At 40.3% G+C, this 14,231-nt stretch carries 12 protein-coding genes; 10 read left to right on the top strand and 2 right to left on the bottom strand.

What is annotated here, in order from left to right; translation table 11 throughout:
* Positions 1-358 precede the first annotated feature (358 nt).
* From ACFE90_RS10650 to ACFE90_RS10640, 3 genes are all read left to right on the top strand, one after another.
* Positions 359-2,008: a Ppx/GppA phosphatase family protein gene (locus ACFE90_RS10650; RefSeq protein ID WP_375500244.1), complete on the top strand. Its 1,650-nt coding sequence runs from the start codon at positions 359-361 to the stop codon at positions 2,006-2,008.
* A 1,146-nt stretch (positions 2,009-3,154) separates the two neighbouring features.
* Positions 3,155-4,222: a DMT family transporter gene (locus ACFE90_RS10645; RefSeq protein ID WP_375500242.1), complete on the top strand. Its 1,068-nt coding sequence runs from the start codon at positions 3,155-3,157 to the stop codon at positions 4,220-4,222.
* Between the two features lie 297 nt (positions 4,223-4,519).
* On the top strand, positions 4,520-5,656 hold the full coding sequence (locus ACFE90_RS10640; protein ID WP_375500240.1) for a peptidoglycan-binding protein: 1,137 nt from the start codon (positions 4,520-4,522) through the stop codon (positions 5,654-5,656).
* A gap of 2 nt (positions 5,657-5,658) precedes the next feature.
* Here the strand turns inward: ACFE90_RS10640 and ACFE90_RS10635 are convergent, their stop codons facing one another.
* Positions 5,659-6,108 carry a DUF2141 domain-containing protein gene (locus ACFE90_RS10635; RefSeq protein ID WP_375500238.1) on the bottom strand — a complete coding sequence of 150 codons (450 nt, stop codon included), beginning with the start codon at positions 6,106-6,108 and terminating at the stop codon, positions 5,659-5,661.
* Positions 6,109-6,486: 378 nt separating this feature from the next.
* Here ACFE90_RS10635 and ACFE90_RS10630 point away from each other — a divergent pair, with 378 nt between their 5' ends.
* The 4 genes from ACFE90_RS10630 (at position 6,487) to ACFE90_RS10615 (ending at position 9,905) form a co-directional block, all read left to right on the top strand.
* On the top strand, positions 6,487-6,972 hold the full coding sequence (locus tag ACFE90_RS10630; RefSeq protein ID WP_375500236.1) for a glutathione peroxidase: 486 nt from the start codon (positions 6,487-6,489) through the stop codon (positions 6,970-6,972).
* Positions 6,973-7,107: 135 nt separating this feature from the next.
* On the top strand, positions 7,108-7,929 hold the full coding sequence (locus tag ACFE90_RS10625) for an SDR family oxidoreductase (protein ID WP_375500234.1): 822 nt from the start codon (positions 7,108-7,110) through the stop codon (positions 7,927-7,929).
* Positions 7,930-7,951: 22 nt separating this feature from the next.
* Positions 7,952-8,905, top strand: coding sequence for an alpha/beta fold hydrolase (locus tag ACFE90_RS10620; protein WP_375500232.1), 954 nt, complete (start codon positions 7,952-7,954; stop codon positions 8,903-8,905).
* A gap of 265 nt (positions 8,906-9,170) precedes the next feature.
* Complete coding sequence (locus ACFE90_RS10615) at positions 9,171-9,905, top strand: redoxin family protein (protein WP_375500230.1); 735 nt, start codon at positions 9,171-9,173, stop codon at positions 9,903-9,905.
* Between the two features lie 69 nt (positions 9,906-9,974).
* Here ACFE90_RS10615 and ACFE90_RS10610 read toward each other — a convergent pair whose 3' ends face one another.
* Entirely contained in the window at positions 9,975-10,244 is a 270-nt protein-coding gene (locus ACFE90_RS10610) for a hypothetical protein (RefSeq protein ID WP_375500228.1), read from the bottom strand.
* A 373-nt stretch (positions 10,245-10,617) separates the two neighbouring features.
* On the opposite strand from ACFE90_RS10610, the gene ACFE90_RS10605 reads away from it, so the two are divergent.
* The 3 genes from ACFE90_RS10605 (at position 10,618) to ACFE90_RS10595 (ending at position 14,230) form a co-directional block, all read left to right on the top strand.
* Positions 10,618-11,859 (top strand): hypothetical protein, encoded by a 1,242-nt coding sequence (locus tag ACFE90_RS10605; protein WP_375500226.1) that lies wholly within the window; start codon positions 10,618-10,620, stop codon positions 11,857-11,859.
* A gap of 148 nt (positions 11,860-12,007) precedes the next feature.
* Entirely contained in the window at positions 12,008-12,775 is a 768-nt protein-coding gene (locus tag ACFE90_RS10600) for a phosphatase PAP2 family protein (RefSeq protein WP_375500224.1), read from the top strand.
* A 618-nt stretch (positions 12,776-13,393) separates the two neighbouring features.
* The gene (locus ACFE90_RS10595) at positions 13,394-14,230 is read left to right on the top strand and encodes a sulfite exporter TauE/SafE family protein (RefSeq protein ID WP_375500222.1); all 837 of its coding nucleotides are present in this window, start codon (positions 13,394-13,396) and stop codon (positions 14,228-14,230) included.
* Position 14,231 lies beyond the last annotated feature (1 nt).

The raw sequence follows: 14,231 nt of genomic DNA, 5'->3' as shown, positions 1-14,231 counted from the left end.
GGAGTGGGGAGTGGGGAGAGGGAATTGTATATTTAGGATTGCGTATTAAGGAAACTTTTCTCTACTCCCTATTCCCTAATTCACACTTCTTTACATCTATAGAATAACGTTATTTGTTATTTGTAAAAGCATAACCTCAAGTAGCAACTTTAAATATGTTTAAATAGTCACTAGGTTAGGAACAGTAGGGTGAATATACTTAGCTCAGTTACCCTCGACCAAACTGAGTTACGAGTGCTGAGTATTTTTTAATTTACTCAGCACTCAGTACTCAGCAAGTGTGTTGCAACAAATATCAGTGCCAGCTACCCCGAAATATCACCGTTTGCCATTATTTCTTATAAAGAGAGAAAACTAGATGCTGAATTTAGCTTCTAGCTGGGAGAGTGTTCCAACTCAACCACCTAAGCAAGACCGGATTATTGCTGCCATTGACCTGGGAACAAATTCTCTACACATGGTAGTAGTTAAGATTGATCCCAGATTACCAGCTTTCAGCATTATCGCTAGAGAAAAAGAAACTGTAAGACTAGGCGATCGCAATCTTAAAACTGGGGAACTTAAACCAGAAATAATTGAAAAGGCGATCGCTGCTTTAAGACGCTTTCAAGAAGTTGCCAAAACTATCAATGCTGAAACAACCATTGCTGTGGCAACTAGCGCTGTGCGGGAAGCCCCTAATGGTAAAGATTTTTTGCACAGAGTAAAAACGGAGTTGGGTTTAAGCGTTGACTTGATTTCTGGTCAAGAAGAAGCGCGACGAATCTACCTTGGTGTGCTGTCGGGGATGGAATTTAACAACCAGCCCCACATGATTATTGATATTGGCGGTGGTTCCACAGAGTTAATTTTGGGTGATAGTCACCAAGCACGGACTCTCACCAGTACCAAAGTTGGTGCAGTGCGACTTACTAGCGAGTTAATCACCACTGATCCCATCAGCAACACTGAGTTTCAATACCTGCAAGCCTATGCACGCGGGATGTTAGAACGTTCTGTGGATGAGATACTAGCAAACCTAGAGTTTGGAGAATCTCCCCGTTTGGTGGGTACGGCTGGCACAATTGAAACCCTGGCGATGATTAATGCACGCGAAAAGTCGGGTGTTATTCCTTCGATTCTCAATGGCTACCAGTTCAGTCTTAAAGACTTGCAAGAGTTGGTAAATCGCTTACGGAAACTGAGTTACTCAGAAAGGGCTGCGATTCCCGGTATGCCAGAGAAGCGGGCTGAAGTTATACTCGCTGGTGCAGTAATATTACAGGAAGCAATGACCCTTTTGGGTAGGGAATCGATAACAGTTTGTGAGCGTTCCTTGCGGGAAGGCGTAATCGTAGACTGGATGCTAACCCACGGTTTAATTGAAGATAAGCTGCGCTACCAAAGTTCAGTTCGAGAACGGAATGTTTTAAAACTCGCTAATAAATACCACGTCAATTTAGAATATAGCGATCGCGTGGCAAAATTTGCCGAGAGTTTATTTGACCAAACTCAAGGTACTTTACACCACTGGGGATCAGACGAGCGACAATTGCTGTGGGCAGCTGCGATATTACACAATTGCGGTCATTATGTCAGCCATTCGTCTCACCACAAGCACTCTTATTATCTAATTCGCAATGGTGAATTACTCGGTTATACAGAAACTGAGATTGAAATTATAGCCAATTTAGCGCGTTATCATCGCAAATCGCCGCCTAAGAAAAAACATGAAAATTCCCAGATTTTGCTGAATAAACATCAGCGACAAATGGTCAGTCAATTGAGTGCAATTTTAAGATTGGCAGTGGCATTAGATAGACGACAAATTGGTGCGATCGCACAAGTCCAATGTGAGCATTATGAACAATTTCAGCAGGTCAACTTGCTGATTTTTCCATTTCAACCTGATGATGATTGTGCTTTAGAACTTTGGAGTTTAGATTATAAAAAAGGAGTATTTGAGGAAGAATTTGGAGTTAAATTAGTAGCGAGTTTAGAAAACTCTAGCGTTGCTAAATTGTCTTAGAAAGTAGGGCGCGTTAACGTAGTGTAACGCACCTACTAAATGTATAAACGCACATATATGCGTCACTACAAATTATCTGTATTCTACGTATTTGCCTTCAAAATTTCAGTTAATTCATATAGCTTTCGTCATACTTAAGGATGAATTTAGAAACTACCTAAAAAAATATTTTAAAAACCAAAATTAGAATTATAATTACATGTATAGTTAATAGTCTATTTACTCTAGGTTATGTTGCTATTGGATATCTAAGCTGGGAAAACTTAGGTATCCTTATATAGAATTCTAATCAAGTAGGGTCAATTGCTCGGTTCTCTGCACTGAAAATACTCAGACTTCAGCATAGAGCTTGTTTTACATTATTGTGATGATAATTCATCAGCTTTGGCAGGTATGATTGATGTCAAAGCTGGAGGGAAAAAATCTGATAAATTTATCTGTGACAACTTCCCTAACTAAAACTGTACTTAAGAGGATGTTTGAAAAGTCCTCTTATTCGGATCAAAACTTTTAGATCCCTCCAAATCCCTGGATAAATTGGGGGAATTTGACTCTGGCTCCCCCTTTTTTAAGGCTACGGTGTACACACAAGTATTGTCCGCATAACTTTCAATTCTTCTAGCTCCATAAGTACCTAAATTTTGGGGGACTTGAAACTCCGCTTATGGTGGTAATTCAGACGTTAGGACAACGAAATCAAGTTTCAGGTGGCATTTCTAGACTTGCATGTATACCGTAGCTTTTTTAAGGGGAGCCAGGGCTGTCTTGGGGTGTGCTCAAGTAGAGCAACTGGCGTGGGTTAGGGGGGATATAAAAGTGCCTAAAGTCACAGTGAAACACTTTTCAAACAACCTCTTAATATTACTAATTAATATCACTAACTTAAAAAAAGCACTTTAGCAGTAGTAATTTTATATAAACACTACTGCCTATCTCCTTGATTTAAAGCCTTTGTTCTTGTTAACTGATAAAGAAAGCTTTTTAAAGCTATTCGCATCTTTACAATCTCAGTCTCCTGTAACCTTAGCTACATCTGAGTAGTAATTCTTTCTCTTTGAGACATTACACGATCACAAAACTACATAATTTCGGTAAAATTGGGTAAAGCAATTTTTGCGCTTGTTAAACAAAGGCATCAGCAAACCCATGCAACTGAAACTCAGTGCATCTAAACTTCCCTTCGCCGCTCTCCTCTTAATTGCCCCCTTTTTCCTATGGGGGACGGCAATGGTAGCCATGAAAGGAGTAATACCCCATACCACACCGCTATTCATGGCAGGTGTGCGTCTGATACCAGCAGGGATGTTAATTCTGATTGCAGCAGCATTCATGGGTAAACCCCAGCCGAAGGGTTGGGCTGCATGGCTGTGGATTGCCTTATTTGCTCTAGTAGATGGGACGCTCTTTCAAGGCTTTTTGGCAGAGGGATTAGTTAGAACCAGTGCGGGGTTAGGGTCTGTGATGATTGACTCGCAACCCTTGGCTGTTGCCTTACTATCGTTGTGGCTATTCCAGGAACACATTGGTTTTTGGGGATGGCTGGGGCTAGGCTTAGGTGTCACAGGCATTAGTTTAATCGGCTTACCTGATGAGTGGATTTTACATTTTCTCGACTCAGGCGCAAATATTACAATTGGCAATTGGCAAGATTTGTTTGCTAGTGGCGAGTGGTTGATGCTGTTAGCAGCCCTATCAATGGCAGTGGGAACAGTGTTAATTCGGTTTGTGTGCCGACATGCTGACCCAGTAACCGCTACGGGATGGCACATGATTTTAGGTGGATTACCCCTATGGGGAGTTTCATCAGTTGTCGAATCCCAGCAGTGGGAGAATCTAGGAGCATCTGATTTAGTGGCTTTGGGTTATGCTACCGTATTTGGCAGTGCGATCGCCTACGGATTATTCTTCTACTTTGCCTCTAGTGGCAGTCTCACCAGTCTTAGTTCCCTCACCTTCCTCACACCCGTCTTTGCCCTACTATTTGGCAATCTCTTTCTCTCAGAAGTCCTTAGTCCGTTGCAGTGGGCCGGTGTTTTCCTAACTTTAATCAGCATCTATCTCATTAACCAACGTGATACTTTAGCAGCGCAAAACGACACAGTTACTGTCGGCGAGATAGCTAATATACAGCAACCAGTTTTAGAAGCATCCGCTAAAAAATTAAACCCCATAACTTTAGGAGTGAGAGAATCTGAACGAGAAATTTTACCCTAACTAGTAATTCGTAATGACGCTCTCTACGAGACGCTAAAAGCGAACGCGGACTCGCTAACAAAATTTAAAATTAAAGAACTTCTGCCGACGCTCGCGGACTCGCTCTAAGCAAAGCCATGCTGAAGGCGTTGCCTCTCGAAGAGAAGGCTTTACGCTGCGCTATCCTGCCTCCTCTTTCCCAATTCTCAATGCCCAATAAAAAAATGACAGTTAACATTTGGTAATTTGGTAATCTTGAAGATATTGTGGTATCGAAGAAGAATACTTCAAAAGCACCTTCAGGCTGAAACTTGCAATATGAGGCTATGCCGTTCCTCAATTTTGATATTTACCTGTTTTTCTTGCGTGGGTTTTTACCCAAATCGTGCAAGCACAGCAACACCTAACCTAGCACCTGAAATTTTAGAACTTGCACAAGCTAGTTCGACATTCGCTGCTAGTCCGACTGTTTTGAGATATGGTAGTCGAAAATCAGATGTGCAGAGATTACAAACCCAATTAAAGCAGTTGGGATACTACAGTGGCGTGGTAGATGGAGAGTACAACGATAATACAGAAATCGCTGTAACTAAATTCCAGAAAGCACAGGGTTTAAAAGTAGATGGCCTTGCTGGTCAGGCGACTAGGGGGAGACTGCAAGCGGCAATGGTAGCCAAAAATCAGATTGTCACTTCTCCAATTATTAACTCTGCTGCAACTTCCAAACCAACTACAACACCTAAACCAACCGAGAGGGGTTTTGTCTGGTGGTTAATATTTTCCATCGCAGTTCTAGGAAGTATTGGCGCACTTATTAACCTGCTAAAGTGGTTTCGTCAAGGTAAACAAGTGCAATCCGAAATATCAGAAACTAAAAGTTTGAGTGAAGCTAAGAAAAACCCCATGACATCACCCTCACCAGAGACTGTAACTAATCCACAAACAGCTACGCCACCACTCGCCACACAGTTACTGCTACCAGAAAAAACTTCCCGGCTAGCTAAACTAAATATTGTTGACGAACTAATTCAAGACTTACGCAGTTCTGACCCAACGAAGCGGCGCAAGGCTATTTGGGATTTGGGTCAGCAGGGAGATTCGCGGGCAATTCAGCATCTGGTTGACCTGATGATTGATGCCGATTCTCAAGAAAGCAGCTTAATTTTAGCAGCTTTGGCAGAAATTGGCATCCGCACACTCAAACCAATGAACCGTGGCCTAGCAATTTCACTGCAAGATGAAAGTCCACAAGTGCGGCAAAATGCGATCCGTGACCTGACGCGCGTTTATGACATGATGGGTCAAATGAGTCAGATGTTGCATCATGCACTAGAAGACCCAGATGCCGAGGTGCAAGCAACAGCACGATATGCTTTAACTCAGATGAATCGAATGCGTGGTTTGCCGGAACAACAAAGTCTACCAGAAGATTCACACGGCGATTCACCAGAATAAACCTAAAAATATTTCAATTGGATTTGGATATTAGTGTCCGGGCCTGCCACCAAAAATGCTGCTTCGCTAAATTTGGCCGCTCTTGTGCGAATTTCTGGGTTCCTGGAAAATCCAAAGCCTTCGCTTGGTATGCCTAAAACATTGCTATTGAGAGTGCCGTCGTTATTTTGATCGTGGAAGACAGCAACGGCGTAACTACCCGCTTTCAAGTTCTCAAAGGTAATGGTTAAGGGAGTGCTAGTAATCTTGGTACACTGCTTTTGTAAGCCGCGATCGCTAGGAAATCCTTCACTGCTAGCAAATATACTCACACAAACTTGTCCTTGTTTATTCTTCAAGCCATCAATTTCTACGGTGAGTTTGCCGTTAAAATTTGCCTTGGCACTAAATGACCATGCCAGATTTCCCAGAATTGCCAATAGCAGCATACTAACTCTCAACCCTCTAACCATAAAATTTTCACAAGGTAAAATAAGTTTTGCTGAAATTAAGTTTTAAAAGGCTATCCTGAGATACTGGATTGATCGAGCTATTTACATAAGAGTTATGATTCAGGTAAACTCACAGGCGATCGCTATCTTAATGGATTGGGTGCGCTAGTTGAGCAAAGACTCTCCATCTTCTGGCTTGTCGTTAGACATCGCCTTGCTTATTAAGCACGAATCAGCGACGGAAACATCTATCTAAACTCCCATACAAGCTTATAGGCTAAATTAAATAGAACTGTAGGAGGAAACAAGGCTAACAAACCTAATTTCCTTAAAAAAAGAGGGTTTACAGTACCTGTAATATGGGAGACTTGGCAATATTCCCTATAAATGAGATTCAAGATGAGTAAGACAATTTCAGACATCGCAGTTAAGACTATCAACGGTGAGGATAAGCAATTAAACGAATATACCGGGAAGGTACTCTTAATTGTGAATGTGGCTTCCTACTGCGGTTATACTTCTCAATACGAAGGGTTAGAAAAATTGAACCAGAAGTATGGGGAAGCAGGGTTACGTATTTTGGGGTTCCCCTGTAACGATTTTGGAGCACAGGAACCAGGAAGCAATGAAGAGATTGTGCAATTCTGCACGAGTAAATATAGTGTTACCTTTGAACTATTCGATAAAGTTCATGCCAAAGGCTCACAGCAGCATCCACTGTATGAGAGACTCACTAAAGCCGTTGAGCCGACGGGAACTGTTGCTTGGAACTTTGAAAAATTTTTAGTTAATAAACAAGGTGAAGTGATAGCTAGATTTAATAGTAGTGTCCAGCCAAATTCACCAGAAATCATTGCCATAATTGAGAAAGAATTAGCTGAATAGTCATTAGTCATTAGTCATTAGCTTGTACTATTGGTATTGATTTTTGGCTTTGGAGTGTTAATTTATTTACGTCCAGTTCCTTAATTGAGAATATTCTCTCAATGAGTAATTTAATTTATTTGTATCTAATTTGTCATGAAAGTTGCAATCATTGGTTGTGGTTATGCTGGTTATAAAGTTGCTGAATATTGGCAGGAAAAGGGGAATTTTGTTGTCAGTGTAACCACAACTTCCTCTGAGCGTGTCCCGGCACTAAAATCAGTATCCCAAAGAGTTGTAGTTACCCGTGGTAATGATTTAGATAGTCTAAAATCAGTTTTGCACGATCAAGATATTGTACTTTTGAGTGTTGGTGCAAAAAGCGCAGAAGTTTATGAAGAAACTTATCTAAAAACTGCCCAAACTTTAGTTTCATCCTTGCAGCAGGTTCCGAGTGTAAAACAATTAATCTACACAGGTAGCTATGCAGTGTATGGTGACAGAAATGGTGTATGGGTAGATGAAGAAACACCGCTTGCACCCGCTAATTTAAATGCACAAATTCTCCGAAAAACAGAGGATGTACTGCTATCAGCATCTAGCGAAAATCTCCGCGTTTGTATCTTTCGCTTAGGAGGAATTTATGGCCCTGGGAGAGAACTGGTGAAAATATTTAGCAGATATTCTGGTACAACCCGTCCCGGCGGCGAGGATATCACAAATTGGATTCACCTGGATGATATTGTTGGTGCGATAGAATTTGCCCGTCAGCGTCGTTTGCAAGGGATTTATAATCTGGTAGATGATGCACATCTCACCAGCCGAGACTTGCTAGATAGTTTATTTGAAAAACATAATTTACCCAAAGTTATATGGGATACTTCTATTAAGAGTACCCGCCCATATAATGCTTGGGTATCGAATGAAAAGCTTAAAGAGGCTGGATACCAGTTAATTCATCCACAGATGATTTTTTAGCAAGTATTAAAAACTAGGAATTATGCAACCATCTGCTGTAACTAACACAACCAATTTGACAGCACCTCCTAGCCAGTTTTACAGTTGGCAGAATTATCGTTGCGCCTATGAAGTTCATCAACCAACTAACACAACACCTGAAGGCATTCCCTTACTGTTAATTCATCCTATTGGCGTGGGATTGTCGCGGCAATTTTGGCAGCGATTTTGTCGGGAATGGTATAATACAGGTCAGAGAAATTCAATTTACAACCCTGATTTACTAGGATGTGGCGAAAGTGATATGCCTTATATGGCTTACACTCCTAGTGATTGGGCAGAACAGTTGCAGTACTTTTTACAAACAGTAGTGCAAAAACCTGTCATTGTAGTAGTACAAGGTGCTTTATTACCAGTTGCGATCGCATTAGTCCAAAAGCAATCAAACTTAATTGCTAGACTTGTACTCTCTGGGCCTCCAACGTGGGCTTTGATGACAAATAAATCACCAGAATGGCGGCAAAAATTTGCTTGGAATCTGTTAGATTCTCCTTTTGGGAGTGCTTTTTATCGCTATGCACGCACCCGAAAGTTTTTACATTCTTTCTCGACTCGTCAACTTTTTGCTTCTGAGAATGCTGTGGATGCAGAGTGGTTGAACACATTGCTTGCAGGTGCAGAAAATCCTGCTAGTCGTCATGCAGTGTTTTCTTTTTTAGCAGGATTTTGGCAACAGGATTATACTAGTTCTATCGCTTCTATTGGGCAACCAACATTAGCGGTTATGGGGGAGACTGCATCGAGTATTAGTCAAAAAGGTAAAAAAGAAACACCAGACGAACGCTTGACTCACTACCTCGCATGTTTGCCTCAAGGTCGAGGTATAAAAATAAATGGCCGCAATGTTTTACCTTATGAATCAACTGCTGAATTTGTAGCAGCGATCGCTCCATTTATCAAGGAGAATTCAGAACCCAGGAGTCAGAATTCAGCATGAACTGGTGGAGTCCTATGGGTAATGTATATTGGTTTAAAACCTTGCCCCTTATAGCACAACGAAATTCAAATATTCTTCCGGTTATTACTCCATCCCTTAAGAGCAAGAGGGTGCGATAACATGGGTAGAGCATTCTGACTTCTAACTTCTGACTCCTGAATTCTGTTTTATTAATGAAGTTTTTTAGCTGATTGATAGTTACATCATACCAGTCTTCCCATGATAGGTTATGACTGGAATTGATTACTTAAAGGCAAGCAAAATTATGTTCACTAATCGCCGAGGAGAAAGAGTTCCTAATGTCACTTTTCATACTCGTGTAAACAACGAGTGGGTGGATGTGACAACCGATCAATTATTTGCTAATAAGACAGTGGTTGTCTTCTCCTTACCGGGTGCTTATACGCCAACTTGTTCATCAACTCATCTCCCTGGTTATAACGAATTGGCTGGGGTTTTTAAAGAAAATGGTGTCGATGACATTATCTGTATTTCTGTCAATGATCCTTTTGTGATGAACGAATGGGCAAAAGTTCAAGAAGCAGAAAATATCAAACTAATTCCCGATGGTAATGGTGAATTTACTGAAGGCATGGGTATGCTGGTAGATAAATCAGACTTGGGATTTGGGAAGCGATCGTGGCGCTACTCAATGCTGGTAAAAGATGGTGTAATTAACGAAATGTTTATTGAGCCAGACGAGCCAGGAGATCCCTTTAAGGTATCCGATGCTGAGACAATGCTCAGATATATCAACCCCCAAGCAGTGAAGCCGGAACTCGTTTCTCTGTTTGCCAAAGTGGGTTGTCCCTTCTGTGCGCGTGCTAAGGGGATGCTCAAGGAACATGGTATCAACTACGAGGAAATTACCTTGGGTAAGGATATCACCACACGCTCGTTACGAGCAGTTACAGGTGCAACAACAGTTCCGCAAGTATTTATTGATGGTAAATTAATTGGTGGTTCTGAGGCATTAGAAGCCTACTTCGCTGCTAAATAGTTTTCACTAGGGGCGCACAGATGTGCGTCCCTACAACGTATTCAAAGATCGCCTTCAGATGATTGAGTTTTAGTAACGGCGATCGCGTTCCAAGTCATAAATCACTTTCTCTAAATACCATTCATCCGATTCACCCTGATGCCTCTGGCGCTGCTGTTTGAGTAATCGTTTGGCTGTTGTCGCATCACCATTAAGTAAAATAAGTAAACGTTTTTGCAGTTTTCTGTTTTTCGGGTCACTAAAGTATGGCTTAGAACCCTTGCCCCGTGGTTGAGATGACCACAGTTTGCTCAAGGCAAGTGATAAGCTGATGATCACAACCACTACAATCAATCCCATACTTATTGAAATTAAGTAGTTATCATTTTATAGTATGTAAAAATTTTACATTTGTAGCATCAGTGATTTTTTGGATGTTTTCGTGATTAAACTAAAAACATCTAAATTGCATAATCGAATTAAATCAAATTCTTGTGGGGTGGTTTATGAGCGCCCTGATTATGCAAGGTTATTTGCAGAGCAGCTTAATTGGTAAGTCTCGATGCCGTACCGTTGACAGTAACTTATACTATTTTTTAGTTATTTGCACTTGTTTACTTGTATCAAGTTTCAAGTCAGCAATTAACAAATCTTCAGATGAGTAAATGTATTTTTGCCCAGCTATTCACTATTTATCATCTAAAATTGAATATTCATTTATTCAAAATACAATATGTTTGCTATAATCCGCCGAATTTTAAATCAATTTTTTAGTAACTCAAGGACAATCAACAACGAGCCACTGAATAAAGTAAGTTTGATTGTCATTATTTTAATTGATATTTTTATCTTGATTAATGTTTTTACCGGACTCGATGATATTAGCAGATGGCATATCAGCCCGACCGAAGCTTATCCATGTTATTCAGAGTGGCAAAATTACCGGACAAAAACCACTCAAGATAAAGACTATGAAATTGTTAAACTTTCCTTGCCAGATAATCCGAATAATCAATTTAGTTTTCAGCGAAACTATCAACAAATCGAAGCAGGACATTTAGGTAAAGTTTCTAAAACGTGTTTGCAATATGCCGACTACAAGGATAAAATTAACAATCCTGAAAAGCAGCAAATCATCAAAACTATTAATCAAAAACAAACGAAAATCAGTACGCTCGAACAAGCTAATCGCACTATTAAAGCCCAATATGACTCAACGCTCTTAGAAAAAATTGCAGGTCAGGGTCGTGAACAATCAATTAATCAAGTCAGTGCTGAAAAAGCTAAACAGACATTAGAACAAAACAATCGCCAAATTTCTACCCTTAAACAGGAAAATTCTACTCTTAAAAATGAACTGCTTGCCAAACCGGAAAGCATTAGTTTTATAGCCTTTCTTAAAGATGACAATCAATTCTGGGAAGTTGATAAAGGCTATCAGCAGGCATCATTTTGGTATCCAAGTATCCAGCTTGCTTTTCAGTCCCTTTTTCTTCTACCGTTGATTCTCATTGCCTTATCAGTTCACAAATTTGCTCAAAGAAGAGGATTTGGACTGATCTCGCTAATTAGCTGGCATTTGCTAGTTATCTTTTTTATCCCACTAATCGTTAAAATATTTGAATTTCTTCAAATTGGGGCAATATTTAAATTTCTCTTTGATATTATTAGTGCCCTTTTTGGTGGTTTACTTTTCCTGATAAATTATGCTTATATCTTGCTGATTCCAATTATCGGTTTTGGAATTATTCAGTTTTTTCAAAAATTTGTCTTTAATGTTAAAGTCCAGGCAGCTAGCCGAGTCCAAAAATCACGCTGTGTAAATTGCGCTAAGAAAATTCGACATCTTGATACTTACTGCCCGCACTGCGGTTATTATCAAGACATTGAATGTCAAAACTGTCAGAATCTTACTTATAAACATTTGCCGTATTGTAAACATTGTGGAGCTTCTCAAAATCCTAATATTTTGTAATCGCTGAAGTTGTGGAACTTTCAATATGCTTGCTTCAAAATAACACTATTAAATTTGTTTTGTGTTCATAAGTCAAAGTAACTAAAACTATCTACTGATAGATGACACTAAGAAACAAATTCTAGTTAATTGATTACAAGAACTTAATATGGAAAAAGTGAAAAAAGCTAATCAAGAGAGTCAGTCGCCTCTTTCTTTTCTCAAAAACCTGTTGATTGCCCGTTGGCGATCGCTTTTACTCCTCTTGATAGGAGTATACTTACCTTTGCAGGTTTTTGAAATTCTGACAGTGAAGATATGGGAGGATAAAGCTGGCTTCCCGTGGGATGTGCCTATTTTGTTAGCAGTTCATTCTACAGCAAACTCACAGCTTGATGTTTTAGCCGTGACGCTAGCGAGAATTGGAGAGCCTAGGACGGCGGTACCGATTGTAGGTGCGATCGCACTCATATTATTAATTCAAAAACGCTGGCGATCGCTAGCTTATTTACTCACCGCCTCAGTGGGAAGTGTGATCATCAACCGCACAGCAAAGGAATTAATGCATCGAGTGCGTCCACAATTGTGGCAGTCCATTGCGCCTGAGTCTAGTTTTGCATTTCCCAGTGGTCATGCTATGACGAGTATAACTGTAGTAGCAATTTTGCTATTTTTAACTTGGGATAGCTCCCGGCGCTGGTTAGTTCTCATCTTCGGCAGCTCATACATAATAGCTATTGGGTGGTGTCGTCTCTATCTGGGGGTACATTTTCCCAGTGACGTTCTCGCAGGTTGGATGGTTGCATTAGGTTGGACAATTGGCGTCAGTCTAATTATCAAACCCTATAGAACTATAGCCAAATCGGTAGATGGCGAACGCCCTGAGCATGAAACTACCTTACTGCCTGAAGAAAGAGAGTTAATAACTAAGGAGTAATATTATGTCCGCTTAAAGGCTTATTGTTTAGGCTGACGCATAGACACAGACAAAAATTAAACTATAAGTTTTTCTTAGTCGTCTTTAGACAACTTTCGCTATTAGACTCAGAATTTATTAAACATCTCCAAAAAAGGATGTAGAGACGTAGCATTGCTACGTCTCTACAAGGGTTCTAGATAACGCATATTTAATTTCTGGAGATGTCTATTCTAAGGCGGGCTAGAACGAATATTTTGAACATATAGTCCAATGTTAGCTTCTCCCAAGGGGAGACGCTGCGCGAACGATAATGTTATAGGTTGCTACTTTCCAAACAGCACTTCTTTAACCCTTGTACAGATATTTAACTGTTCGGTTATAGAGCAAGGGACTAGCTACGCATCCCCTGGTATGTATTAAACGCTTGTTTATAACGTAGCCACTTAAGGCTTAATCTGGTCAGATTGGGCTTTTCAAGCCCCCGCCTTTAGGCGTGGGGTTTCTGACATTGTCTTTCTTTCTCAGAAGTACTGGCACGCTCTTTTATAAGCCAGTAATCAACTTAAAATTAAGTTTTCAATGATACAAAAAGTATATTGGCATCTTGATATACATGTAAAAAAAGAGGAAGTAAATTTGACTATTTTAGAATTTTCATTATTAATTTGGATTGGTTCATTTAGCGCTGGCTTGTTAGGGGCGCTAACTGGGTTAGGAGGTGGAGTAGTAATTGTTCCGTTATTAACTTCAGTATTTGGCGTTGATATTCGTTATACCGTTGGTGCTTCACTAGTATCTGTAATTGCAACTTCTTTGGGTGCAGCATCTACCTACATTAAAAAAGGCTATACCAATTTGCGATTGGGAATGTTTTTAGAAGTAGCCACAACCGTTGGTGCGATCGCAGGAGCAATGATCGCTACTTTTGTGTCTGTGAAAGCTCTAACTATTGTACTAGCGATCGTCCTCATTTATTCAGCATACCTTTCACAACGTCCCAGAATAGAACATATTGAAGATGAAGTAGCAGATCCCATAGCAAATTATTTGAAACTGAATAGTACTTATCCAACTCCTGATGGAGTGATGTCTTATCAAGTCCATTCAGTACCAATGGGATTTGGTGTGATGTTAATAGCTGGAGTGCTTTCTGGGTTGCTTGGTATTGGTTCCGGGGGATTTAAAGTATTGGCGATGGATCAAACTATGCGGCTACCCTTCAAAGTTTCTACTACCACTAGCAATTTTATGATCGGCGTGACAGCAGCAGCATCAGCTGGAGTTTATCTAGCACGCGGCTATATCGATCCAGGATTATCCATGCCGGTAATGTTAGGGGTATTACCTGGTGCTTTCTTGGGCGCACGAGTCCTTACAGGCGCTAGAACGCAAATTTTGAGAATTATCTTCAGTGTTGTGCTAGTGCTAATGGCTTTGAAAATGGTCTACAACAGTTTAATAGGGGGGTTGTAAA

The organism is uncultured Nostoc sp. (assembly GCF_964245445.1).
Lineage (GTDB): Bacteria > Cyanobacteriota > Cyanobacteriia > Cyanobacteriales > Nostocaceae > Nostoc.
Note: the sequence above shows the minus strand (reverse complement) of the source record. Positions and strands in the feature narration are given on the sequence as shown.